General features: G+C 43.6%; 29 protein-coding genes. 1 reads left to right on the top strand and 28 read right to left on the bottom strand.

The genetic code is table 11. From position 1 onward, the window contains the following. Positions 1-5: 5 nt before the first annotated feature. The gene (locus WA279_RS03690; RefSeq protein WP_004398044.1) at positions 6-341 is read right to left on the bottom strand and encodes a nucleotide pyrophosphohydrolase; all 336 of its coding nucleotides are present in this window, start codon (positions 339-341) and stop codon (positions 6-8) included. 139 nt (positions 342-480) lie between these two features. Between WA279_RS03690 and WA279_RS03685 the strand changes: the two genes are divergently transcribed. Then, positions 481-1,353, top strand: a complete 873-nt coding sequence (locus WA279_RS03685; RefSeq protein ID WP_003230635.1) for a YitT family protein — start codon at positions 481-483, stop codon at positions 1,351-1,353. Positions 1,354-1,394: 41 nt separating this feature from the next. Here WA279_RS03685 and ypjB read toward each other — a convergent pair whose 3' ends face one another. From ypjB to folE, 27 genes are all read right to left on the bottom strand, one after another. Then, on the bottom strand, positions 1,395-2,189 hold the full coding sequence (gene ypjB / locus WA279_RS03680) for a sporulation protein YpjB (protein ID WP_015251822.1): 795 nt from the start codon (positions 2,187-2,189) through the stop codon (positions 1,395-1,397). Between the two features lie 68 nt (positions 2,190-2,257). After that, entirely contained in the window at positions 2,258-2,851 is a 594-nt protein-coding gene (locus WA279_RS03675; protein WP_017696530.1) for a DUF1405 domain-containing protein, read from the bottom strand. Between the two features lie 110 nt (positions 2,852-2,961). After that, entirely contained in the window at positions 2,962-3,729 is a 768-nt protein-coding gene (locus tag WA279_RS03670; protein ID WP_003225562.1) for a menaquinol-cytochrome c reductase cytochrome b/c subunit, read from the bottom strand. 34 nt (positions 3,730-3,763) lie between these two features. Beyond that, the gene (gene qcrB, locus WA279_RS03665) at positions 3,764-4,438 is read right to left on the bottom strand and encodes a menaquinol-cytochrome c reductase cytochrome b subunit (RefSeq protein ID WP_003225560.1); all 675 of its coding nucleotides are present in this window, start codon (positions 4,436-4,438) and stop codon (positions 3,764-3,766) included. A gap of 1 nt (position 4,439) precedes the next feature. Then, positions 4,440-4,943, bottom strand: coding sequence for a ubiquinol-cytochrome c reductase iron-sulfur subunit (locus WA279_RS03660; protein ID WP_003230627.1), 504 nt, complete (start codon positions 4,941-4,943; stop codon positions 4,440-4,442). A gap of 143 nt (positions 4,944-5,086) precedes the next feature. Then, positions 5,087-5,533 (bottom strand): YpiF family protein, encoded by a 447-nt coding sequence (locus WA279_RS03655; RefSeq protein WP_014480115.1) that lies wholly within the window; start codon positions 5,531-5,533, stop codon positions 5,087-5,089. A gap of 54 nt (positions 5,534-5,587) precedes the next feature. Then, positions 5,588-6,127: a ReoY family proteolytic degradation factor gene (locus WA279_RS03650; protein ID WP_004399171.1), complete on the bottom strand. Its 540-nt coding sequence runs from the start codon at positions 6,125-6,127 to the stop codon at positions 5,588-5,590. A 71-nt stretch (positions 6,128-6,198) separates the two neighbouring features. After that, a complete protein-coding gene (locus tag WA279_RS03645) occupies positions 6,199-7,470 on the bottom strand; it encodes a tetratricopeptide repeat protein (RefSeq protein WP_032726037.1) in 1,272 nt (423 codons plus the stop codon). Between the two features lie 334 nt (positions 7,471-7,804). Continuing rightward, entirely contained in the window at positions 7,805-9,091 is a 1,287-nt protein-coding gene (aroA, locus tag WA279_RS03640; RefSeq protein ID WP_015251819.1) for a 3-phosphoshikimate 1-carboxyvinyltransferase, read from the bottom strand. Between the two features lie 10 nt (positions 9,092-9,101). After that, the gene (locus WA279_RS03635; protein WP_336154309.1) at positions 9,102-10,217 is read right to left on the bottom strand and encodes a prephenate dehydrogenase; all 1,116 of its coding nucleotides are present in this window, start codon (positions 10,215-10,217) and stop codon (positions 9,102-9,104) included. 48 nt (positions 10,218-10,265) lie between these two features. Then, on the bottom strand, positions 10,266-11,348 hold the full coding sequence (gene hisC, locus WA279_RS03630; protein WP_336154308.1) for a histidinol-phosphate transaminase: 1,083 nt from the start codon (positions 11,346-11,348) through the stop codon (positions 10,266-10,268). 10 nt (positions 11,349-11,358) lie between these two features. Beyond that, the gene (gene trpA, locus WA279_RS03625) at positions 11,359-12,162 is read right to left on the bottom strand and encodes a tryptophan synthase subunit alpha (RefSeq protein ID WP_336154306.1); all 804 of its coding nucleotides are present in this window, start codon (positions 12,160-12,162) and stop codon (positions 11,359-11,361) included. After that, positions 12,155-13,357 carry a tryptophan synthase subunit beta gene (trpB, locus tag WA279_RS03620; RefSeq protein ID WP_021481540.1) on the bottom strand — a complete coding sequence of 401 codons (1,203 nt, stop codon included), beginning with the start codon at positions 13,355-13,357 and terminating at the stop codon, positions 12,155-12,157. The genes trpA and trpB overlap by 8 nt, the downstream gene beginning before the upstream one ends. Beyond that, positions 13,338-13,985, bottom strand: coding sequence for a phosphoribosylanthranilate isomerase (locus tag WA279_RS03615; RefSeq protein ID WP_327829364.1), 648 nt, complete (start codon positions 13,983-13,985; stop codon positions 13,338-13,340). Before WA279_RS03615 ends, trpB begins: the two co-directional genes overlap by 20 nt. 4 nt (positions 13,986-13,989) lie before the next feature. Further along, positions 13,990-14,742 carry an indole-3-glycerol phosphate synthase TrpC gene (gene trpC, locus WA279_RS03610; RefSeq protein ID WP_336154302.1) on the bottom strand — a complete coding sequence of 251 codons (753 nt, stop codon included), beginning with the start codon at positions 14,740-14,742 and terminating at the stop codon, positions 13,990-13,992. Continuing rightward, positions 14,735-15,751 (bottom strand): anthranilate phosphoribosyltransferase, encoded by a 1,017-nt coding sequence (gene trpD / locus WA279_RS03605; RefSeq protein WP_336154300.1) that lies wholly within the window; start codon positions 15,749-15,751, stop codon positions 14,735-14,737. Before trpD ends, trpC begins: the two co-directional genes overlap by 8 nt. Next, positions 15,723-17,270 carry an anthranilate synthase component I gene (gene trpE, locus WA279_RS03600; RefSeq protein ID WP_336154299.1) on the bottom strand — a complete coding sequence of 516 codons (1,548 nt, stop codon included), beginning with the start codon at positions 17,268-17,270 and terminating at the stop codon, positions 15,723-15,725. The genes trpD and trpE overlap by 29 nt, the downstream gene beginning before the upstream one ends. Before the next feature lie 216 nt (positions 17,271-17,486). After that, a complete protein-coding gene (gene aroH, locus WA279_RS03595; protein ID WP_004398675.1) occupies positions 17,487-17,870 on the bottom strand; it encodes a chorismate mutase in 384 nt (127 codons plus the stop codon). Next, positions 17,867-18,955: a 3-dehydroquinate synthase gene (aroB, locus tag WA279_RS03590; protein ID WP_043857724.1), complete on the bottom strand. Its 1,089-nt coding sequence runs from the start codon at positions 18,953-18,955 to the stop codon at positions 17,867-17,869. The genes aroH and aroB overlap by 4 nt, the downstream gene beginning before the upstream one ends. After that, the gene (aroC, locus tag WA279_RS03585; protein WP_004398727.1) at positions 18,955-20,127 is read right to left on the bottom strand and encodes a chorismate synthase; all 1,173 of its coding nucleotides are present in this window, start codon (positions 20,125-20,127) and stop codon (positions 18,955-18,957) included. Before aroC ends, aroB begins: the two co-directional genes overlap by 1 nt. Positions 20,128-20,201: 74 nt before the next feature. Continuing rightward, positions 20,202-20,972, bottom strand: a complete 771-nt coding sequence (gene cheR / locus WA279_RS03580; protein WP_336154294.1) for a protein-glutamate O-methyltransferase CheR — start codon at positions 20,970-20,972, stop codon at positions 20,202-20,204. Between the two features lie 236 nt (positions 20,973-21,208). Then, positions 21,209-21,658 (bottom strand): nucleoside-diphosphate kinase, encoded by a 450-nt coding sequence (gene ndk, locus WA279_RS03575; protein ID WP_010886554.1) that lies wholly within the window; start codon positions 21,656-21,658, stop codon positions 21,209-21,211. Positions 21,659-21,773: 115 nt separating this feature from the next. Further along, positions 21,774-22,736, bottom strand: a complete 963-nt coding sequence (gene hepT / locus WA279_RS03570) for a heptaprenyl diphosphate synthase component II (RefSeq protein ID WP_336154413.1) — start codon at positions 22,734-22,736, stop codon at positions 21,774-21,776. A 25-nt stretch (positions 22,737-22,761) separates the two neighbouring features. Beyond that, positions 22,762-23,463, bottom strand: a complete 702-nt coding sequence (gene menG / locus WA279_RS03565; protein WP_003230580.1) for a demethylmenaquinone methyltransferase — start codon at positions 23,461-23,463, stop codon at positions 22,762-22,764. Positions 23,464-23,469: 6 nt separating this feature from the next. Next, on the bottom strand, positions 23,470-24,225 hold the full coding sequence (gene hepS, locus WA279_RS03560) for a heptaprenyl diphosphate synthase component 1 (RefSeq protein ID WP_014480130.1): 756 nt from the start codon (positions 24,223-24,225) through the stop codon (positions 23,470-23,472). 163 nt (positions 24,226-24,388) lie between these two features. Continuing rightward, positions 24,389-24,616: a trp RNA-binding attenuation protein MtrB gene (gene mtrB / locus WA279_RS03555; protein ID WP_003230576.1), complete on the bottom strand. Its 228-nt coding sequence runs from the start codon at positions 24,614-24,616 to the stop codon at positions 24,389-24,391. A gap of 21 nt (positions 24,617-24,637) precedes the next feature. Then, entirely contained in the window at positions 24,638-25,210 is a 573-nt protein-coding gene (gene folE / locus WA279_RS03550; RefSeq protein ID WP_003225516.1) for a GTP cyclohydrolase I FolE, read from the bottom strand. Positions 25,211-25,384: the final 174 nt, after the last annotated feature.

Raw genomic sequence — 25,384 nt, 5'->3', positions numbered from 1 at the left:
CTCCTCTACTTTCCTTCTTCTTTTCTGGTCCAGCGATCTTTATCTCTTGTATTAAATTTATGCATGACTCGGTCGTGGGCTTCCTCTAAAGAGATATCAAGGGAGTTGGCTAAACAAACCAATACAAATAGCACATCGCCCATTTCCTCTTCCATGCTTTTATCATCTTCAGTCGCTTTTTTTGGTTTTTCTCCATAACGGTGATTCACTTCTCTGGCAAGCTCGCCCAGTTCTTCAGTCAGCCTCGCCATCATGGCCAGCGGGCTGAAATATCCTTCTTTAAATTGGCCGATGTAACGGTCTACTTCAGCCTGTATGTCTTTCATTGTTTTATCACTCACTGAACGAAACCTCCTATCATCCTCTTACATGTTAGCTAATTCAGATACGTTTGACAAATGTTTAAGCACGTTTGCTGTTTTCTTTTTCATCCACTATAATATAAACGCTATCTAATGGAAGGAAAAGGGGTTTTGTGTGATGCTTGGAGAAATTAGATTAAAAAACATATTTTTTATTTTAATCGGAGCGGCAATTTTTTCATTTGGCTTGGTTCATTTCAATATGCAGAACAATCTGGCTGAGGGCGGTTTTACAGGTATTACACTTTTGCTTTATGCCCTTTTCCACATCAGCCCCTCTATCTCGAACCTGGTGTTGAACATTCCGATTTTTTTTATTGGCTGGCGTTTGCTCGGCAGGACAATGTTTGTTTATACCCTTGTCGGCACTGTAGCCTTGTCTTTGTTCCTCAGCATCTTTCAGCGATATGAAATACATATGCCCCTTCAGCACGACTTAGCGCTCGCCGCTTTATTTGCCGGCGTATTCATCGGAGCCGGACTGGGTATTATTTTTAAGTTCGGCGGTACGACAGGCGGTGTTGATATCATCGCACGTTTAGTGAATAAGTATTTTGGGATCCCGATGGGCAGAACGATGTTTGCTTTCGATGCCTGCGTCATCATTTTGTCTTTGCTTACTTATCTCTCCTATAAAGAAGCGATGTATACGCTGGTAGCTGTATTTGTAGCGGCAAGATTAATCGATTTTATTCAGGAAGGCGGATACGCTGCTAAAGGCGCTACGATCATCTCTTCGAAAAACGACCTGATTCAGAAAAAGATTCTTGAAGAAATGGAACGGGGCGTCACCATTTTGAAAGGACAAGGTTCCTACACAAAAGAGGATATAGATGTACTTTATTGTGTGGTGCCGAAAAACGAATTGGTGATGCTGAAAAGCGTGATTAACTCCATTGATCCCCATGCCTTTGTAGCGGTAAGCGATGTTCACGATGTGCTCGGAGAAGGATTTACGCTTGATGAAAATAAAAATCCGCTTCCGCGCTGACATGTAATAGAAAAAAGGCGGCTGACCGCCGCCCCTCATCCTTATTTAGGGTAGTCCCTTTTTTTCAGCTTGTTTTTTTCCGCCTTGTACTTTCTGTAACCGACATAGGTAAGAGCAGTAATGATGATACTGCCGGTTGTAATCATCACCCAGAGTAAAGATGGATCGGCATCATCCTCCTCCACCCTGTCAAACACATTTTTCAGGTCATGCTGAAGAAGGGAAAGCCGTTCAAGCTTCGTGCTCTCTGTCATTTGCTGAAATTCCTCTTGCTCAATAACATCTATATGTTTTCCGACTGTTTCAAGCTGATCCTCTGATACATCGATTGTAAGACTGGGGTAAATCAAGTCATATAAACTGATAAATTCATTCCATTTTTCATGAAAGCTTGTGCTTCCATTCTTTTGGACATCTCGCTTCAGCTCAGTAAAAGCTTCCATAATCGGTTTTTCCAGTGAGCCCCAAAGCGGGTCAGACCGATTGTCAACCGCATCCATCAGCATTCTGAACTGCGCGGCTGCTCTGAGTTTTTGTGTGTCTGATGTATCAGCTTGCTTTAAACTCCGAACCATATCATTATAGCCCAATGTGATTTGACGGATTTGGGCTCCCGTTAGCATGGGGTCTTGCTGTTTTTTCTCAGCGGATTTTAATGTTTTTTCAAAATACTCCAAGACTTGTAGCGCCTCTTCATATTTCGCCTGTCGGGTCATTTGGAAGACTGTATCGGATAAATCATTCAATTCCTCGAGGCTTCCCCGCTCTGCAGCCTTGGCATTTCCATTATAAAAAATAAGTGCAATCAACAAACAGATCGTCAGCTTTCGTTTCATGCAGGTCCCTCCCACTCTCTCTCCTTACAGAATATGAAGAAAGGGACAAGGATAGACCAACATTGTCTTTACATCAGCTCAAGCTTCGTTTGCTTTTTCGAGACCACAAGAAAGTAAGCAAGCCCGATTGAAAAGATGCTTAGCCAAAATGTTCCGTATCCTATTTCAGTCATATAATCAGAAAGCATAGAGTATTGCGGCATCATATCAAACAAGTAGTCAATGACATCGTTATGCAGTGTCCAGACTGCAGCAATTGCAAGATGCCAAAATGAAAAACGAAAATACGGACTGTATAATACGCCTTGAACTGCCATTGCAAAATGCGAAGCGATTAGCATGTAGCCCTCCCACGGCAAGTCACCAGTTACTGCAAGCACAAGAAAATTCATAGCCACCGCCCATAGGCCATACTTTACGAGGGTAACTAGCGCAAGCGCCTCAAAGAGCGGAGCATTCCGTTTCATGAGAAAGGCAAGCAGCACAAACAGAAAGAAAAACGTTGCTGTCGGACTGTCCGGAACAAAAATCAGGAAACGGGCCGGTGTCTCCAAAAGCTGCGGCAAGTACCAATAGTAGCCGTAAACCGTTCCCAGAAAATTAATGGCTAAAACAAGAATAAGCATCGGCCGCTGCCCTAATACATATTGAAACCATTTCACATCAAATCAACTCTCAGTCTGTAAAAATAATATGTCCATATAAAAAAGCTGACGCCGGGTCAGCTTTTGATAATAAAAGTATATCCTTCCATTTGACAATTCACAATACGTTATTTTGCGGTTGTTTCAGAAATAAATTTTGCAAGTTCTTCGAGCTGCTTATCATTTCCTTTGAACACACCCGCCGGCATTTTGCCTTTCCCTTCTACAGCGATTTTTTTGATTTCATCCGGTTTCAGCCCGCTGTCAACCAATGAAGGCCCGGCCGCTCCTCCTTGAAGGTTATCCCCATGGCAAGAAATACAGCCCTGTTCCTTAAAAACCTTATATCCTTCTGCATTGGTGTCAATGTCGGCTTCTTTTGTAATTTTCCCCTGTTCTTCTGCCTTGGCCCAGTCATGAGTAGCAACTGACTGCCACGTCAAAAATACAGCAGCGGAAATGGCCAGAAGCATCATACCGACAGCGACCGGACGCTTCCACGGCCTTCTTTCTGTCCCTCTGTCTAGGAATGGAGCCAAAAGCAGGGCCCCAAAAGCGAGACCTGGCATAATCATGGCGCCGACCACTGTAAAGCTTCCAGCGGCGTATTCATACTTCAACAGCTGGTATAAGAAAAGAAAATACCAATCCGGCAGCGGAATATAACCAGTATCAGTCGGGTCCGCCATCCGCTCCAAAGGCGGCTGATGCACAATCGTCAAAACGAGAAAACCGATGAGAAAGACAGCTCCAACCATCCATTCCTTTAACAAGAAATTTGGCCAGAAAGCCTCTGTTTTACCGGGATACTCCGAATAATCCTTCGGTATATTCGGCTTTTTTTCAGCCGGTATCCTTGAGTCGCCTACAAATTTCATCCCCTTGCCCCGGTGCATGTCATCCCCTCCCTTTTATTCGCAGATCAAGAGTTTAAAGCGGTCCTGAAATCCCCTGCTTCCGGATCATAATAAAATGTGCAGCCATCAGCCCGAACAATGCGGCAGGAAGAAAAAATACATGGATCGCAAAAAACCTAGTCAGCGTTTGGGCGCCTACAATATCCGGATGCCCTGCAAGGAGCGTTTTAACTTGCGTTCCGATCAAAGGCGTGGCTTCGGCGATCTGCAGCCCGACTTTTGTTGCAAACAGAGCCTTCATATCCCAAGGAAGCAAGTAGCCTGTAAAGCCAAGACCGAGCATAACAAAAAAGATCAGCACACCGACAATCCAGTTCAGCTCGCGCGGTTTTTTATACGCGCCTTGGAAAAAGACCCTCAGCGTATGTAAAAACATCATCACAATGACCAGGCTCGCACCCCAGTGGTGCATCCCCCTGACAATCTGGCCGAATGCCACTTCATTTTGCAAATAATATACCGATTCCCAGGCATTTTTGATATCAGGCACATAATACATCGTTAAAAACATTCCAGATAATACTTGGATAACGGTTACAAAAAACGTCAGTCCCCCAAAGCAATACACAAACGCAGAGAAATGATGGGCGGGATTCACATGTTCCGGTACTTCGTGATCGGCAATATCCCTCCACATCGGTGTAATATCAAGCCGCTCGTCTACCCAGTCATAAATTTTGTTCAGCATGTCACCCTTCCCCCTTAGGCTTTGCTTTTCCAAGATACAGGAAGCCGTCTTTTACTTCTTGCTCATAATGATCAAGAGGCGCAAGCGGCGGCGTGCCAGGGACATTGGTGCCGTCCTTTTCATAGAGTCCGTAATGGCATGGACAAAAGAATTTATTCGGGTTTTTAGGATCACTATTCCAGTTCACCGTACACCCTAAATGTTTACAAATTGGCGAAAGTGCTACAATTTCATCCCCGTTTTTGAAGACCCAGGCTGATCTTGACTCTTCTGACTCATACCAGGCATCGACTTGATTAATTTTAAAATCAAAGCGCTGCGGCTCTTTTGTCAACTCATCAACGCTGACAACCTGAACCATATCCTGCTTCCCTGTCGATTTTAATACCGGGTCGAGTGCGAAGCGAACCATAGGCATGAGCATACTAGCCGCCATAAAACCTCCTACGCCTGTGAGCGTGTAATTCAAAAATTGACGTCTGGATATATCATGTTTTCCGCCCATCTCTTCTCCCCCCCTCTAGGTCACCCCTGCAAACTGACTAAAATAGAAAATATTGCAATAACTCTAGACACCCTCATAATATATGAATCTCTCAGCAAGGTCAATATAGCCAAAATATTGTTTATAAGGAAATGTAAGTGTTTTTATGAAGTGCTCCATAACTGTAACAAAACGTTCAAAATTTCAGCAGTGCGTTCATCCAATATTTTTCTTTTTAAAGAGTCATTTAAATGCTCTAATGGAACAGACGGTGTAACAATCATTTTGCCTAACGCATCCTCAGCTCTCCAACTTTCGTCAGATGTGAGCAGGACAACATGCGGAAATTCCGTTATCAGCTCTTCCCGCAAATCCTTAAGCCCTTGAACGGTTATTTCATTTCTATCAACATATGTATAAGGCGGAAGTAAATATACCCGTCCCTTTAACTGCCTTTCAAGTTCTTCTGAGAGAAGCTGCGTAAACTCGCCTTTCTCCGCAGCCATTTTAAAATGGTTATTAACCCTTATGTTAATTAATGGTATGACAGCGGTATCAATGTAATCCTTAGCTTGTAAATAGTCCTTGGCATCAGTGATTCTCCACCTCATCGTTCTCCCCCTTTACGGCAACAAGCCTTGCAATTCACTGCAAGGCTGGTCATATTATGTGAGCTGATTTAATTGGCGCGATAATTGTTCAAATGCCTCTTTATCATGACGATCTAACGCGTCGTCAATGTCTTTTAATAATTTTTCTCTTTGGAATGTGGAAATAGCGTGCTCTAAAATCTGTTCCGCCAATCCCTGATCTTTTTTATTCTCAAAAAGGTTTTTCGGAATATGCGGGTTGGACTCCAGCACCGCCGCATATTCAGGTGAGCTGTAAGCCGAACGGAAATTAAGCTGGATAAACAAATCCTGCTGTTTATTTAATCTAATATCATGAAAAGATTTTTCCGCGTCGGTAGTCATGACATTCTCTTTATAGAACCGGAACGGAACTTCTTCAACACAATGTGTTGACATTATAATGCCTCTCGGGCAAAATTCAGCCTGCTCCACAAAATGAACCTTCTCCATGAGAGAATCATGGCTCATTAAGTAGTTCAAGATCCAAACGCACTCTCGGCGCTTTAACTGATAATGGTTTAAAAACCAACGGATAAAATCTTTTTTCTCATTGACAGAAACAGGGGTCTGCATGTAATTCCCTCCTCTATCGTTCGTATAATCTATATACTTATATGTTCCACATGAATGGTTAATATTCCTGCTTATCTAGAAAATTCATCCTCGATTCGCAAAATCGTTTCTTCAAGCTCTTCATTGGCTCCGTCCATTTCAAGAACCTTTTTCAAAAGCGGCAGCGCTTCTTTTTGAAGGCCTTCTTCTAATAGGAAGCTTGCGTATTCATATAAGAAATCTCTATCCTCCCGATAATGAAGATAGGCAGCCTCAAAGGATTGTTTTGCTTCCTCGTATTGCTCTAATTCAGTATATGCGCTTGCAAGATACCAATTGTATTTCGGATCTTCTTCACCGTAGCTTCGAACCTCTTGAATAAGATCAATGATCTGATCATAATCCTCTTCTTTGTGATACACGGCAAGAAGTGTATGAAGCGCCTCGACAAAGCCCGGATCAAGCGCAAGCGCCTCCTGAAGCAGCTTTTTCCCCTCTTCTGACTTCCCGATTTTTAAGGCCATTTTGGCGGCATAAAGGAAAAGTTCTTTGTTATATTCATCATATCTGATCCCCTCTTTTGCCGTTTTTAATGCCTCTTCATACATCCCTTCAGCTTCATAGCTTTTCGAGAGCGGCATATAAAGTGAAGTATAAGATGGATCAAGCTCCTTTAAATCAGACAGCTGCTTAATAGCTGTTTTCACAAGCCCCGCCTGTAAGGCTGTAAAACCATAGCCGAAAATCGTATTAGGATCAGGATTCTCATCGACAGCTTTCTCGTACCATGGAATGGCATCCTCAAATTCACCTGAGGCACTTAACGATTCTGCCAGTCTTTGATGGACATTAACGCCTCCGATCTCCCCCTGCTCCTCAGCCGTTGTTTTAAAATATTGAACCGCTTTTGCATAGGCTCCCTGAGCAAAGTAAAGTTCTCCCAGTGCAAAATCAATAACAGGTTCATTGTCCAGAATGGACTTTGCTTGTAAAAGCTTTTGTTCACTGACTTCGAATAACCCCTGCATCTGATAAAGATCCGCCATAAGCAGCAAACTTTCTGGATATGATGGATCTGTTTCCGGAATAGTCTCCAGCACAGCGAGGGCTTTTTCTTCTTCGTCAATATCTATTAAAAGTTCAGCGTAGAAATTCGTCAGTTCTGTTTCATTTGGATATAAATCATGTAGATCACTAATCAGTGAAATTGCTTTTTCTACATCGCCCCACTCGTAATAAAGCTGGGCTGCAATGGCTTTATCTTCATCATGCAGCTGTTTTTCAGCCTTCGAGAGCGTGTTGAGGCCTTTTTCTGTTTCACCTGCTTCAACTAATTTTATGGCTTCTTGAATCAATGTATTCAAATCGGACCGGTCCTTTCTTTTCCTATACAACATCAACCATACAAAAAAGCTTTATTTGTTCGGGTTAATCTTATCATAATTCAGACGAATGCCCCCGGCAAATAAGATGCTTCTGTACGGAAGGGAATTATTGAGTCTTATTAGTTTACCAAAAGATCTTGAGATAGAAAATGAAAAAAGGAAGATCGCCCTCTGTACAGTAAAGCAGCTCTTTGACCTGCCGGCTTGTAAGTAAAGCACATCCCCCCTTTTCGTTTTTCTATCCCCTCTATAAGACAAGCTATGTTTTTTTGCCTCAAATTATGATCTGCATAAAAAATCCTGAAGTAAAACTTCAGGATTTTTTCGAAAGCTTATTTAAATGCTCGAAGAAGGTTGGATAAGAAACGTGAATGGCATCCGTGTGCTCGATTTCAATCGGCTCCTCCGTTATACAGGAAGCAATACCAAGCATCATTCCGATTCGATGATCTCCGTGGCTGGACACTGCAGCGCCGCCTTTCAACGTTTGTTTGCCATAAACCTTCATTCCATCTGCTGTCGGTTCAATTTCAGCACCCAGCTTGCGAAGCTCAGAAACAACAGTATCAATACGGTTTGTTTCTTTCACTTTTAGCTCTGCCGCGTCCTTAATAACGGTGGTTCCTTCCGCCTGAGTCGCAAGAAGCGCGATGATAGGGATCTCATCAATTAAACGCGGAATGATATCTCCTCCGATTTCAACTGCCTTTAGAGATGACGTTTCTATAATCAAATCTCCATAAGGCTCTGCACCGCTATCAGCAGATGGTTTGATTTCAAGTTTTGCCCCCATGTTTTGAAGGACATCAATAATACCTGTCCTAGTCGGATTTAAACCTACGTTTTTCAATACAATTCTGCTGTTTGGAACCATCGCGCCAGCAGCAAGGAAAAACGCGGCTGAAGAAATGTCTCCAGGAACAAAAATATCAGCAGCTGTCAGTTTCTGGCCACCAGCAATGGAAACACTCGTTTGATCTTCAGAAAGCTTAACGCCAAAAGCAGAAAGCATCCGCTCAGTGTGGTCCCGAGATTTATGGGGCTCTGTGACAGTTGTTGTGCCCTCAGCCTGTAATCCGGCCAGCAAAACAGCAGATTTAATTTGCGCGCTTGCAACAGGTGATACATATTCAATGCCTTTTAATGAAGCGCCGCTCACCGACAGCGGTGTAAATTCTCCGCCGGCTCTGCCGTCGATTTTAGCCCCCATTTTTTTCAAAGGCTCAGTCACACGCTTCATTGGGCGCTTCGCAATGCTCTCATCTCCGGCTACCGCGCTGTAAAAAGGTCGGCCCGCCAATATTCCGAGCATCAGGCGAATGGTTGTACCTGAATTTCCGACATCTAAAAGGCTTTCTGGCTCTTTCAGGGCATCGATTCCTTTTCCGTGAATCACGACATCGCTGCCGCTTTGCTCAATGTGAACACCCATTTTTCTAAAGCAATCGATCGTGCTCAGACAATCTGCTCCCGGCAGAAAGTTTTTAACTGTTGTTGTGCCTGCCGCTAGCGCGCCAAACATAACAGAGCGGTGAGAAATGGATTTATCACCAGGAATATGTATTTCTCCATGTAAGGTCTGCACCTTTTCTCGTTTCATTTTTTCCACCTCAATCAGCATAAAAAGTTTCATATTCCGCCCGGGCTTCAATGCATTGTTCTGCCCTTTTGCGGTCGTCATCAGACTGAAAACTGATCCTTAAAATCCCATTAATATCTTCTCGTGTTTCGATAATGCGGATATTCGTGATACTGATGCGCTCCGCAGCTAAGATCGCTGTTATCTCGGATATCACACCTGGATGATCGGGTACATCCACATATAAATCATAAAATGCAGGTATCGCTCCCTTTTGCCGAAGCGGCAGCCCGTCGCGATAATCCTTGGCCGTTTTAAAATAACGAAATAGATTTTCCGCATCTTCTTGTTCTACATATGTACGGATCTTGTCAATTTCACGAATCCACTCATCAAAACGGTCTAAGATTTTATCTTTATTATGTAATAAAATATCCCGCCACATTGCCGGGCTGCTTGATGCAATCCTTGTAATATCTCTGAACCCGCCGGCAGCAAAACGCTTAACAAGCGGATACAGGTTTTCCGAATGATGGGTTTGGTGAACAAGACTAGCTGCTACAATATGCGGAAAATGACTGATTACACTTGTAACGCCATCATGCTCCTCTGGCGACATTTCCACAAAATGGGCATTCGTCCCCTTCAGCAGGTTTTTTAACTGTTCCACAGCTTGTTTGTCCGTTTTCTGGCCTGGGGTTAAAATATAAAATGCATTTTCAAACAGGAACTCCTTCGCAGCGGCCACTCCCGATTTATGTGAACCCGCCATCGGATGCCCTCCGACAAATTGATAGCGGCTAGGCAGCACTTGATCAGCGTAATCAACCACTTTTTGCTTTGTGCTTCCTACATCCGTAATCAAAAGCTCATGTTCAATTCCTGAATGAGCCAGCTCTTCAAGCATAACCAGTGTTTGTTCGACAGGTGTCGCAATGATTACTGTAGCTGCCTCTTTCGCACCGCTAATAAACGAATCAGCACGATCGTCTATCACACCTAATTTTAATGCCGCTACCGCCTGTTCATCAGAAATGTCGATTCCGATAATCCGTTTGCCGGGATGGTTTTTTTTGATGACTAGGGCAATCGAACCGCCTATCAATCCGAGACCAGCGAGCAATATTGTATCTTTCATTTGATTCATACGTCATCACCTGGTTTATAGACTAAAGAGGTGATATTTGATCACCTCTTATAAAATTTCAGCTAAAATGGCAAGTATTTCTTCATTTTGCTCTTTTGTTCCGATCGTAATCCGGAGTGATGTCGGGAAACCTAATGCGTTTCCTGACCGGACGATATAGCCTTTTTCCAGCAGAGCCTGAAACAGTTCATCAGCAGGACGTTTAAAGTCAATTAACACAAAATTTGTCTGTGAAGGGTAGCATTTTAAACCATGAGTTTTCGCAAAATCATAATACTGCTGAAGGCCTGCATTATTTTGCTCGACACAGGAAGCAATAAACGCTTGATCATCAAGTGCGGCAATCGCCGCAGCCTGGCCCAGACGGCTCGTATTAAACGGCTCTCTCGCCGGCTCAATCTGGCGAATCAGGTTCTCGTCAGCAATTCCGTATCCGACCCTGAGCGCTGCCAGACCGTATGCCTTTGAAAATGTGCGCAAAATCATCAAATTGGAATACTTGCTTAAGAGCGGCACGGTTTTCGGGTAATCCTCTGCTGTTACATATTCATAATATGCTTCGTCAAGAACGACAAGGACACGAGAAGGAACGCGCTCCAGAAATGCGAGTAATTCTCCTTCAGATGTATAAGTGCCAGTCGGATTATTCGGGCTGCATATCCAAACGACTTGTGTCTGTTCGTCGATGGCTTCTAACATGGCGTCTAAATCATGTGAGCCGTCGGGACGAAGTGCAATTTCACGTACTTCAGCACCTTCAATAACCGCATTATGTTTATATTGCGGAAAAGTCGGAACAGCAGTGATCGTGTTTGTTTTATCGTTTAAAAATGCCCGGCAGATGATCTGAATGATTTCATCAGAACCGTTGCCGAAAATAAGTGATGTTTCGCTGACATTGAGGTGCTTACTGAGCCTTGTCCGCAAAGCGGCGCTATACCCGTCCGGGTAAAGGGCTAGCTGTTGAATCTCATGATGAAGCGCCTCTTTTGCAGCCTCTGAACAGCCGTAAGGATTCTCGTTTGAAGCAAGCTTCACAACTTTATCCAAGCCATATTCTGATTTCACTGCTTCAATCGGCTTTCCAGGCTGATAAGGCTTCAGCTGTTTTAAATGTTCTTTGATACGCAAATCAGTCACCTCATTTTAAACTGTACAAGCCGCCAAACGCCATTGCGTAATCCTCAAACTCCTGCAGCGCCTGATTTCTCGTTTCAGCGCTGATGAGCCGGTCCTTTAATTCTTCTATTTTTCTGACGAGCGCACTTCCCACTACGACACCGTCACTAATTTCATTCATCTTTATGACTTGTTCACGGTTTGATATACCGAACCCTACAGCAACCGGAACAGTGCTGAGATTCTTCACTGTCCGAATGAACGGGTACACGGATGAATTGAACTCATTGCGGACACCGGTCACACCCAGAGAAGACACACAGTAGACGAAGCCCTCGGCTTGTTCAATAATGGTTTTCAAACGGCTTTCGCTTGTCGGCGCAACCAAAGAAATATACGTCACCTCATGGCTTTTACATTCCTCTTGAAGGATGTTGCTTTCTTCTAGTGGCAGATCCGGAACAAGCAGACCGTCAATATGATTTTCCCGCAGTAAAGCGAAAAAGTATTCTTTGTTCAATTGTAACACAGGATTATAATACGTAAAGAGGATAATCGGAATATTCACTCCGTTTTTTTTCATTTCTCCGCCTAATTCGATTGCCTTTACGATATTCATTCCTTGATCAAGTGCCCGCATTGAAGCCCGCTGGATCACCGGACCGTCTGCAAGCGGGTCAGAGTATGCAACACCAAGCTCCAATGCAGTGGCGCCTGCTTTTTGGAGTGACTTCGCCAGTTCAATCGAAACCTCAGGAACTGGATCGCCCGCCGTAATAAACGGGATAAACAATTTTTCTGATGGTTGAAGATCCAATTTAAACATGGGCTTTCACCTCTTCTTCCAATACCTTCATTAATGTGTTGACATCCTTGTCTCCCCGGCCTGATAAACAGACGAGAATGAGTTGACCGCGATCCATTCCTTTGGCGAGTTTGAATGCTTTCGCTAACGCATGGGCAGATTCGATTGCCGGCAAAATCCCCTCTTTTTCTGACAAAAGCTTTAATGCATCCACCGCTTCTTCATCAGTGATACTGTCATAAGTGACACGGCCGCTTTTATGCAAGTATGCGTGCTCCGGACCGATTCCAGGATAGTCGAGACCGGCTGAAATAGAGTAGGGCTCAATAATTTGCCCGAACTCATCCTGAATGAGATAAGTCAATGAACCGTGAATAACCCCTACGGTTCCTTTCGAAATAGTGGCGGCATGAAGAGGCGTATCAATTCCTTTTCCTGCTGCTTCAGCGCCGATCAGTTCAACATCTTCATTTAAAAATGCCTGAAACATACCTATCGCATTGCTTCCTCCGCCTACACATGCCACTACTTTATCAGGCAGAGTGCCTTCAATACGTTTCAACTGATCCTTCGCTTCCTCTCCGATCATTTTTTGAAATTCACGGACCACTTGCGGATAAGGATGCGGGCCGACAACTGATCCAATCATATAAAAGTGATCCTCACAATGCTGAACCCAGTACCGGATCGCCTCATTTGTGGCATCCTTCAATGTTCCGTTTCCGCTTGTTACAGGCACTACCTCCGCTCCAAGAAGCTTCATACGGAAAACGTTCAGAGACTGGCGGGCAACATCCTCTTCACCCATAAACACAGTACAGGAAAAGCCGAATTTGGCTGCAACTGTTGCAGCGGCAACGCCATGCTGGCCGGCACCGGTTTCAGCAATGATTTTCGTTTTGCCCATTTTTTTAGCAAGCAGCGCTTGACCTAGCGCATTATTGATTTTATGAGAACCTGTATGGTTTAAATCTTCTCGTTTCAAATAGATTTTCGCGCCGCCTAAGTATTCAGTGACTCGATCAGCGTATGTTAATGCAGTCGGCCGTCCGGAATAGTCCTTTAACAGCTTATAATACTCTTCACGAAAAGCGGGATCATCCTTGATTTGTTTAAATGCTGTTTCTATTTCATCTAACGGCTGCATGAGTGTTTCCGGAACAAACTTTCCGCCAAAATCACCGTATCTGCCTATTTCATTCGGATATGGATACATATCGGTTCATCCTTTCTTCTAAAAGCCTCATCAGATTCTGATCTTTTTGTCCGTTTTTTTCAATTCCGCTGGCAAGGTCAATTCCTTCTGGCTGCCATTTCAATAGGCCTGTGATGCTATCCGGATTCACGCCGCCAGCGATAAAGCAGCGTTTACCAATAGCCGCCTGCTGATATTCCGGCACACATTCCCAAGAAAATGCAACACCAGTTCCGCCTCTAGACCCTTTTACAGATGAATCAATCACAAAGCCGTCAACATGATCTTTAAAGCGGGCTATTTCTTGAGTTGTGTTATCTTGATGGTGAAGCGCCTTCCATATTTCACAACCTGTCAGCTTGCGAAGCGCATCAGCATCCGCCGGTTTTTCATCACCGTGAAGCTGAATAACGTCGAGCTTCAAGCTCTTGGCAACACATGACATCGTCTCTAGTGATTCATTAACAAAAACACCTGCAACCTGTTTTTCGACACGAACTTGGTTCAGCCATTTTTTCACATCTTGCGGAGATACTTTTCGTTTGCTTTCAGCAAAAATAAATCCTAGGTAATCAGCCTGTGATTCCGCCGCAAGCTGCAAATCCTTTAGTGACCGAATACCACAATATTTTAATGCCGGTTTCTTCACAACCTCACTCCCTAAACAAAGCATGGATTGCTTTACGCTGAGAAGTTTGTCTCATCAATGATTCACCGATAAGTACAGCTCGCGCCCCATGTTCATTGACAAAGGTTAAATGTTCTAAAGAACCAATTCCGCTTTCGCTGACAAGCAAGGATTCTTTCGGAACGAGAGATGCGATTTGTTCTGTCTGCTTTACAGATGTTTCAAACGTTTTTAGGTTTCGATTATTTACGCCGAGAATGTCGGGTGTGAACACTTTCAATATTTGTTCTAGCGTTGATGCATTATGAACCTCCACTAACACGTCCATCCCCTTTTCACCTGCTTCAAGATATAATTCATGAAGGTGTAAGGGATCAAGCACCTCGCCGATTAACAATATGGCATCCGCTCCGACTCTTCTTGATTCCTCTACTTGAAGAGAATCAATAATAAAATCTTTTCTAAGTACAGGGATCGAAACAGCACGCTTTACGTCTGATAAATAGCTGTTTTCCCCTTGAAAAAACGGGGTGTCTGTTAAAACAGAAATCGCATCTGCCTTCGCATCCTCATAGTCTTTTGCAATCTGCACAGGCACAAAATCCTCTTTAATAAGCCCCTTTGACGGCGATGCTTTCTTCACTTCGGCAATCAACCCGATAAACCGATTCGGGCTTGCCAGCGCCTCCTTAAATGAACGTTTCTCGAAAGGCTGCTCTACCGGCAGAACCAGTGTTTTCACTTCTTCTTTCTTTTGTTTGATGATTTTTTCAAGCATAGATCTCTTCCTCTTTCTGCTTTAGTCGTTCAAGCTGCGCGGCAGCGCCTCCGCTTGTAATCGTCTCTAACGCCAGCTCCGTTCCTTCCTTGAGTGAGGCGGTAATTCCCGCCGTGTAAATCGCAGCACCCGCATTAAAGGCCGTAATAGATAAAGCGGAACTGCTGCTTTTATTTTCAAAAATATTCTGAATGAGATAAGCGCTCTCTTTCGGTGACTGCACCTGTAAATCTTCAAGTCTGCCATTTGTGAAACCGAAATCTTCGGGTGAAACGGTATATTCCCGGCGCTCTCCGTCCTTTAATTCAATCACGTCGGTCGGTGCTGTAATTGAAAGCTCATCTAAACCGTCACGGCTTGATACAAACATGACGTGCTTCGGCTGAAACGTCTCCAGTGCGCTTGCCATCAGTCCAGCTTTTTCAACAGAATAGACCCCAATCACCTGACGCTTCGCCTGTAAAGGATTGCTGAGCGGTCCAAGCAGATTAAATACCGTTCTGAAACCTAGCTCTTTTCTAGTACCTGCTACATGTTTCATAGACGAATAGTAAAGCGGCGCAAAAAGAAATCCCATGTTGTTTGTTTCAATGCTGCTTTTGACCTTTTCGGGAGTGGTTTGAATAGAAACCTCTAGCTCCTCTAAAACATCAGCGCTTCCGCTTTTAGAAGAGACAGAGCGATTGCCATGCTTAGCGATTTTCGCGCCAGCTGCCGAGGCAACAATTGCCGAGGCCGTTGAGATATTAAAAGTGGAAGTACCGTCTCCCCCTGTTCCGCATGTATCAACAATATCAGGAAGTCCATCGACTGTAAGAGCGTGTGCCCGCATTGCCTTCACAAAACCCGCAAGCTCTTCTGGCGTCTCCCCCCGATGAGCAAGAATAGACAATATACCACCCATTTCAGAAGGAGTCATTTCCGCTGCCATCATCATATTCATCAGCGTTTCAGCCTCACCGGCAGTAAGGGTTTTTCCGTCAACGCACAATTGTAGAAATCTGTTCATCAGCTTTATCCTCCTTGCTATGAAACATGTCTTCTGCAATATGAATCGTTTTCAGCAGCGCACCGGCTTTATTACAGCTTTCTTCGTATTCGGCTTCCGGAACAGAATCAGCAACAATGCCAGCACCTGCCTGTATCGATGCAACGCCGTTCTTTACACTCATCGTGCGAATCGTAATACAAGAGTCGATATTCCCGTCAAACCCAATGTAGGTAATACATCCTCCGTATGTCTCTCTCGGTGTTGGCTCGAGCTCTTGCAAAAGCTGCATGGCACGGATTTTGGGTGCGCCTGTTAAAGTCCCCGCCGGGAAAGCAGACATCAGTGCATCGACAGGATGAACCCCTTTTTTCAATCGGCCTGTAACCACCGAGATAATGTGCATGACATGTGAAAAGGAGACAATTTTTGTGAACTCCGGCACAGAAACAGAACCATACTCTGCTACTCTGCCGATATCGTTTCGAGCAAGATCAACGAGCATGTAATGCTCCGCTTTTTCTTTTTCATCCTTCATGAGCTCAACCTTCAGTCTCTCATCTTCAGCTTTGTCTGCACCGCGTTTTCTCGTACCGGCAATCGGATGGATTTCTAAGTGCCCGTCTTGAACGTGGATTAACCGTTCCGGAGAGCTGCCGACTATTTCTCTGTCTAGCAGTTTCATATAATACATATACGGCGAAGGATTGACGATCCTAAGCACTCGGTATAACTCAAAAGCATCTGCTTTTATCGGCACCTCAAATTTTTGTGATAAAACACCCTGGAAGATATCTCCTGCTTTTATATAGCCCTTGATTTTTTCTACATCAGCCATAAAAGCCGATTTTTCATAATTAGAAGATACCGTCTCAAAGCTGGGTGTCTTGTATGAATCAGCAGAGAGAAACAGCTCTTTTATGTTTTTTTGGTCCATCATTTTTTCGATGAGATTTTGGAGCTCCAAATGATTTTGATGGAATACATCCATTTTTTCGTTTTCTGTTTCCTCTCCAGTGAGCCTTGCATATTGGATAAAGTGGACGTTTTTGGTTTCATGATCATACGCAATTAATGTCCGGCAAACAAACAGCATACACTTTTCCATGTCTGTTTCTTTTGTATGCGAAGGAACAGAAGGTTCAATCAGCGGGATCATATCATAGCTTAAGTACCCGACAGCTCCGCCGACAAAAGGAATGCCAAGCTGAGGAGTTTTGATTTTGTATGTGGTATTCATCCAGTTCAGCACTTCTTTTAGTTCATTTCCTGTGTAAAGAGATTTGCTGTCCTGATCAGCGGCCGAAAAACATCCCTGCTCTTCTTTAATTGTGAGAAATGGATTCAGGCCGATAAACGAATATCTGGACCAAGTGGATGTATCGTCCTTGCTTTCAAGAAGATACGTAATCTCCCTGTCAAGCTTCTCTATCATTTGAATGGGTGTCAGTGTATCGACTGTGAAGGTCTCCACAATCGGTATCGTGTGGTGGGACAAGCTGTCCTCTAAAAATGCGGAAATGTTTGATTGGAAATTCATTGCTCTCACTCCTTATGGCAAGGAGAATGAGAAGATGGCATGAGAGGATAAAATACTATATAACAAATAAACCCAAAAGAAAGACTTCTTTTGGGTAGAATAAACATACATGTCTCAGCTCAACTAAACTCATTCTCTGCTACCCTATTCTCTAACTCAACTCATTCTAATCGCTTTATACACACTCTTGTGTATTTCTAAGCTATTCTTATCGTATTACAATTCAGTATTTTTTGTCAATGATAAATCGGGCCTCAATACGACGGCTTTTTCTAAATATACATGTCTGATCTGATCCTGAGGGACATCTGTCTGGACGGTCATCATGACTCTTATGCACTTTTTCAGACCGCCTGTTACGTCCATTTCCTGCATACATGTTACCGGTACATACTGCCATCCTGAAAGCTCACGAACAGCTTTTGCCGGGAAAACAGCGTGCAAATCAGGTGTAGCCGAAAGAAGCATTTGAACAACATCTTCCGGTTTTGTATGATTTTCTTCTATGATTTTCTCTAACAGCTGTTTTGTTTTTTGTAAAATTTCTTCTTCAGTATCCCGTTCAACTGTAGTTGCTCCGCGAATTCCGCGAATCATCATGATGTCTCCTCCAATCGCCATTTGTTCAGCCAGCTCTCAAGTTCATTTCTGGAAAATGTATGATCAGCAACTTTCCCTAATTCGTTGAGCACAATAAACTGAATCTTCCCGCCGCGGGTTTTCTTATCATTCATCATACGGTCCAAGAGAACCGAAGTTTCCGTCTCTTTTCTGATTTGACTTGGATAACCCAGGCTTTTTAGCCAGCTGACCAAACGTTTTCTGTCCATTTCACAGCCTACAGTCTTTTCGCTTATATATAAAGCAAACTGCATTCCGAGGGCTACGGCATCACCGTGAGTGATCTGCCCGTATCCATATTCCGCCTCAACGGCATGACCGAGCGTATGCCCAAAGTTTAAGTAAGCTCTTATCCCCTCTTCTTTTTCATCCTGCTGAACGACAGACGCTTTAATTGAAATACCTTTAAAAATCATGTCATTCAGCTGATCATTGGTGATATCACGCAGTGAGTGGATATTCAGCAGCTCCTCCAGAAACGCTCTGTCATAGATAAACGCGTGTTTAATCACTTCTGCCATTCCGGACCGAAGCTCTTTTTCAGGCAGAGAACGCAGGAAATCTGTATCATAGAGCACGGCTTTCGGCTGATAAAACGCACCGATTAGATTTTTTCCAAGCGGATGGTTCACGGCTACTTTTCCTCCGACTGCGCTGTCATGCGCCAAGAGCGTCGTAGGCATTTGAATGAAATCAATGCCGCGCATAAAAGTGGCTGCCACAAAACCGGCAAGATCTCCTACTACACCGCCTCCAAAAGCGATGATGCATGAGGAGCGATCCATATGAAATCGAATCGCTTCACTCTGCAGCTTTGTGTACATGTCCATGGATTTCGCCTGCTCTCCACTCGGTACCGTCACTTTTTTCACAGGCCATTTATCTTGCAGCAAATGAAGCATTTCATCACCATACAGGCGGTCCACTTCTTCATCCGTGACAAGCATAATCCTTGTTAAAGGCCTGTTTAAAGAGGTTAATAGTTCGCAGGCCTTTTTTCTGATACCTTGTCCGATAAAAACAGGATATGACGAGGAAGCAGTTTGAACATGCAGTGTCTTCATTAAAATTCCCTCGACAGTTTTCTCATATTCTCCACATTTTCTCTAATGCGGTCAATTTGATCTAATCCGAATTGTTCAACGACTGCGTTCGCAATTTCCCAAGCGACAGCTGCTTCAGCGACTACACTTGCCGCAGGAACAGCACAGCTGTCTGAACGTTCTATGCTGGCGGAAAACGGTTCTTTCGTTTCAATATCGACACTTTTCAGCGGTTTATACAAAGTCGGAATCGGCTTCATGACTCCGCGGACAACGATTGGCATTCCTGTCGTCATGCCGCCTTCCAGTCCTCCAAGTCTGTTAGTAGCACGGGTGTATCCTTTTTCCTCGTCCCAAATGATCTCGTCATGGACTTCGCTTCCATTTCGCCCTGCTGCCTCAAATCCGATGCCGAATTCCACACCTTTAAATGCGTTAATTGACAGAACAGCGGCAGCAAGCTTGCTATCCAGCTTGCGGTCATAATGGACATAGCTGCCCACGCCTACCGGCATTCCCTCGACAATGACTTCTACTATTCCGCCGATGGAATCTCCGTTTGCCTTTGCTTCATCAATGGCAGCCATCATTTTTTTGCCTGCCTCTTCATCGTAGCATCTGACAGGAGACTCTTCCGTTACGCGCTGCAGGTCTTCAATTGACGTATATTCTGTTTTTTCAGCTTTAACAGCGCCAATTTGCAACACGTGGCCCGCCACCTTAATGCCAAGCTCAGAAAGAATCTTTTTAGCTACAGCCCCTGCCGCCACTCTGACAGTTGTTTCCCTTGCTGAAGAACGCTCAAGCACATTTCTCATATCACGATGATTATATTTAATTGCACCGTTTAAGTCAGCGTGCCCAGGTCTAGGTCTGGAAATCTGGCGCTTCATTTCCTTTTCTTCATCTTCTGTAATCGGAGCGGCGCCCATGATTTTTGTCCAATGCTTCCAATCGTTATTTTCAACTACGAGAGCAATTGGTGAACCGAGTGTACGTGCATGGCGCACCCCGCTCATAATTTTGGCCTGGTCTTTTTCGATCTGCATGCGGCGGCCGCGGCCGTGCCCTTTTTGGCGTCTGGCAAGCTCAAAATTGATATCTTCCTCCGTTATGTAAAGCCCGGCAGGTACACCCTCAATAATGGTTGTCAGTTGGGGGCCGTGTGATTCTCCGGCTGTTAAATATCTCATGACTTCTTCTCCCTTCATCGCATTAACGCTTTTAAGTAAGACTACTATAACATATTTTTCAGCAAAAAGTCAGTCTATCTTTTTTGATAAAAGAATGTATCGGCTGGGACTAGGCCAAATTTTTCGGGATTGAAGATTTGCTCGGTGCTGCCGACAAAAAGAACTCCATTCTTCTTCAAGCTATGTGCCATTTTTAAATACAGCTCTTCCTTCGCGCTTTCTGTAAAATAAATAAATACATTGCGGCACACGATTAAGTCAAAGTCTTGTTCATAACGATCCGCCAGCAAATTGTGCTTTTTGAAAGTAATATTCTTTTTGATTTCCGGTTTCACTTCATAACTTCTATTTGCGTTTTGCGTAAAATAACGATCTTTCACAGATAGCGGCACTTCCTGTAAAGACCGCTCCTGATAAATGCCTTTTTTGGCTTTTTCCAAAGCTTTTTCATCAATATCCGTCGCCAAAATCTGATAGCCCGGAAGACCTTTTTGCTGGTCCAAAAGCATGGCAAGCGTGTATGGCTCCTCCCCCGTTGAGCAGGCGGCACTCCAAATCTTTAAAGGCCTAGAGGTCTTGATTAACGGCAGAATTGCAGTCTCAAGAACTTCCCATCTTTTATAATTACGATAAAATTCTGAAACATTGATCGTCATTCTGTCCAATGTTTCATTTAAGAGAGCTTGATCCTTTTCCAATGCCGCAGCAAAGTCCTTAAAGCTTTGGAACCCCTTTTTCTCATAAAGTGACGTTAGCCTTCTCTTCATTTGTGCTTCTTTATATAGTGTTAAATCGACTCCGGTTAATTGTTTCCATTTCGTTGTAAATACGCTGTATGTATCCATCTCTACTCTCCCAGTCTCGCTGTCTTTTTGTCCTAGTATAGCTTGTTTTATCAGGAAATTGTATTGTTTCAATAAAAAAATCAGCTTTTCAGCTGATTTTAGATCGTTGGGAAAGGCAGAGGTCTGATGCACACTGCCATTCAACCCTTTATTCACTTTAATGTAAACCTTTACAAAACAGATCAAAAACCGGCGGCGTTATATGATGCCGGCTCTGTTACTAATTTTCACAATGATTAATAGATCCAGCCTGCCATAAGCTGCTGATATGATACTAATTCTTCATTCTTAAAGAAAATGTTAATCTCGCGTTCTGCACTTTCGAGAGAATCAGAGCCGTGGATGATGTTTTTTCCGACAAACATGCCATAATCCCCACGAATCGTACCAGGTAAAGCTTCTTTAGGGTTTGTTTTCCCGATCAGCTGTCTCGTCACTTCAATGACATTTTCGCCTTCCCACACCATTGCGAATACAGGTCCTGAAGTAATAAACTCAACGAGCTCTCCGAAGAAAGGCTTTCCTTGATGTTCGGCGTAGTGTTTCTCAGCCATCTGTTCAGTCACTCTCATTAACTTGGCACCAGCTAATTGTAAGCCCTTACGTTCGAATCTAGATAAAATGTCTCCAATGAGCTGACGTTGGACACCGTCTGGTTTCACCATGATAAAAGTCTTTTCCATCATATTCTCCACCCCATCATTATGTATGTATAGGCTTTCACACTGCACACCGAAATCGTAACATCTTTCTGATAATTAATCAATCCGGGGCGGAGAAATTTCTTAATATCTACAAAAATTAAAATTTTCTTTTACCGATATATTTTGCGATGGCTGCAAGAGACGAGCGTGCGCGCCCTCGAGGAAGCGTGTTTAATTTCTGAAAAGCTTTCTGCAGATACATCTCGCTTACTGCCATAGATGCTTCAATTGCATCTGTTTTTTTGATTTCTTCAATGATTGGTTCAAGTTGTTCCTGCGTTGTCTCACTGTTAATCAATTTAAGCTGGTTTTTTAATGCAGGATTTTTCAGGGCATACAGCACTGGCAATGTGACGTTTCCTTGAAGCAAATCTCCTCCAACGGGTTTACCCAGTTCTTCTTCAGTTGAAGTAAAATCAAGAATATCATCAATAATCTGATAAGACATCCCGACGTAATACCCAAACCAGTACAATGCCCTATGAATCTTCTCATCAGCTCCAGACGCAATGGCACCAAGCTGGCAGCTGACCGCGATCAAGAGAGCCGTTTTTCTTTTGATACGGCGGAGATACGTTCTGAGATTTTGTTCCATGTTGTATTTGTCTTTGATTTGCTCAATTTCCCCTAGACAAACTTCAACGATCGTCTGTGACAAAATCCTATGGGCTTTCGGTTCGTTAATTCTCGTCATCATTTCAAGAGATCCCGCAAGCATATAATCGCCTGTGTACATCGCAATACGATTGTCCCACTTTGCTTTGATTGTCGGTTTTCCTCGGCGAAGCTCCGCATCATCAATGACATCATCATGAACCAAAGATGCCATGTGAATCATTTCCAGAGTGACGGCGACATATTTAATCTTATTAATATCGTAATCGCCAAACATGCCGGAAAGCAGTACGAAAACAGGCCGAATACGTTTCCCTCCGGCCTGCAGCAAGTGAAGACCTGCCTCGCTTAAAAGCGGGTAATCGGAACGTACGGTTTGTTCAAGTTCTCTCTCGATTACATCAATATCGTCATTTAAAAAAGAGTAGGCCATTTTAAATTTCATATCATTCACCCAAACATCTGTGTTTTCATTTCCATCCGATATGCGTGGCAGCGACTCCGCCAGTAAACGAATGATATTTAACATTTTTCAGGCCCGCCTCTTCAAACAGGCCTGCCAGTTCCTTCATTCCAGGGAAATCTCTGGCTGATTCTTGAAGCCAAGAATATTCCTTATAGCTCTTCGCAAACAGTTTCCCGAAAAACGGCATAATGTACTTAAAGTACATAAAGTAAGCCTGTCTGAATCCGAACATTTCCGGCTGGGACGTTTCCAGACATACCACCTGCCCGCCCGGCTTCACTACACGTCTCATCTCTTTCAGTACAGTCAAGTAATCAGGGACATTGCGGAGTCCGAAGCCAATGGTGACATAATCAAATGTATCATCATCAAAAGGAAGCTCCATCGCATTTCCGTGCAGCAGTTCAATTTGGCTGAATCCGCCGTCTTTTACTTTCTGCTCGCCGACACTCAGCATATTTTCACTGAAATCCAAGCCCTTGATCTCGCCGCTTTTGCCGGCCGCTTTTGCTAGAGCGATCGTCCAGTCAGCCGTTCCGCAGCAGACATCAAGTGCTTTTGCGCCTTCTTTTACATTCATGATGCGCATCGTTTTGTCGCGCCATTTTTTATGCTGCTGAAAACTGATGACAGAGTTCATTTGGTCATAGTTTTTATATATTTTTTCAAATACCCCGTGTACGCGCTGTTCTTTTGAGTCCTGCATAATGGTTTACCCTTCTTCCACTTTCTGATGATAGGTTTGATCTTGGCTGATTGTCTTCAGACGGTTTATTAAAATGTTCTGAATAGGTGAATTTAGAGGCAGAAGTGACTCAATGCTGTTTTTCGCTTTTTTAAAACAATCTTCTAATATCTCTTCTTTTGTTTTTCCCAGCTGTATAAAACTGCCGATCACATCCAGAAATGCATCATTTCCGTTCATAAGCCGCTTAAATACAAAAAAATCACTCGACAGCTTTTTCCAGCGCGGGAGGCTGAAGTGTTCCGCCACACGATGGAATAAAGCTGATTCAACGATGCCGACACTTTCGAAAAAATCGTTTTCGTCCTTGAAAGAACGGTCATACAGACGAATTTTATGTTCGTTGATTTCTTTAATGGCTGTAGCAAGCGTCCGAATCATGTAGATATCCTTCATTTCAGATAGTAAAGAGTAGTACAGCCCGCTGAAATAATCGCCCGCGAGAACAGTCAATTGGCGGTTTTTGTTTTCGTCTCGTTTTATGACTCTAGCTGTCGTCACTTCATCATGGGTATCAAGGGCGCTTTGTACAAGCATCGCTGTTACAATATAATTTTCTCTGTCGTTGTTTTTTATGTCAGCTTCTTCAAATAAGGCATGAAAAAGAAGAAGCTTATCCTCATCAATTTTCGGCGCAGAAATATGCTTCGCTAAATAAGGATGAGACAGCTTTTGTTTTAATTTCGTGTTCAGATTGGCTAAAGTTCCGTAGATGTCTTGCAAAAATATCACCCTTGTCCCCAAATTCACATTTATTTCTTAATCTATGTATGAGTTTTATCTTTTCATTCGCTTACGCAGGTATCATTATAGCATAAAAAAAAGAAATTGGCTGTATCCTCCCGCTGTTTGCGAGCATTTGCTTTTAACAGCGGGGACAGCCAGCTTATTTTTTTTCGCTTTTCATTTCTCCGTACGCGGTTTGAATCAGTGCCTCTCCTCTGACTTTAATGGCAGAAGTATGCTCTGTAAACTGAGCGATGATCACTTCTCCCTTGTCGAGTTTTTCGGAATGGTGAAACTTTGTGTCTGTTCCTCTTGTCAGGCCGATCACATTCACTCCGTCCTCAACGGCTTTAATGACGACAAAATCACTTGAATGCTTTTGGTTCATTTATAGCACCCTCTATCTTTATTAGTCCTGGCGTTTAATATGTTCCAATACTTCTGCACGGGCAGCGGCATCATCTTTAAAAACGCCTCTGACTGCTGAAGTCACAGTTTTCGCACCCGGTTTTCTTACACCGCGCATCGTCATGCACATGTGTTCCGCTTCAACCACTACCATTACGCCATGCGGATCAAGCGTTTCTACGATGCTTTCTGCAATTGTAGAAGTGATGCGTTCCTGAAGCTGCGGGCGCTTTGCAACGGCTTCAACGGCACGTGCCAGTTTGCTGAGTCCTGTGACCTTTCCTCCTCGCGGGATATATGCAACATGTGCTTTTCCATAAAAGGGAACAAGGTGATGCTCACACATAGAATGAAACGCGATATCTTTTACAAGAACAAGCTCCTCATGGTTTTCACCGAAGATAGTCTGGAAATGTTCTTTTGGATCTTCATTCAAGCCGGAGAATACTTCGGCATACATCTTTGCGACTCTTTTCGGAGTATCAAGAAGCCCTTCTCTATTCGGGTCTTCTCCGATCGCTTCTAAAATTTGACGAACAGCTTGTTCGATTTGCTCTTTATTAACTTCTTTCATGTTCTATGTCCTCCACCAATGAATACATTTAATTTCGATTCTAGCACATATGCCCCGCTAAAAGCAAAGTGAATGCCCTGTCAGGAAGCCCATGCTCTTGAAATATGAAAAGCCCCTTAGAAAGGGGCTTTTCTGTGAAGAAATAAAGTGTATGTAAGCTAGATGCATACACGA

Origin of the sequence: Bacillus sp. 204(2023) (assembly GCF_037027505.1) — a bacterium.
Classification (GTDB): Bacteria; Bacillota; Bacilli; order Bacillales; family Bacillaceae; genus Bacillus; species Bacillus subtilis.
Note: the sequence above shows the minus strand (reverse complement) of the source record. Positions and strands in the feature narration are given on the sequence as shown.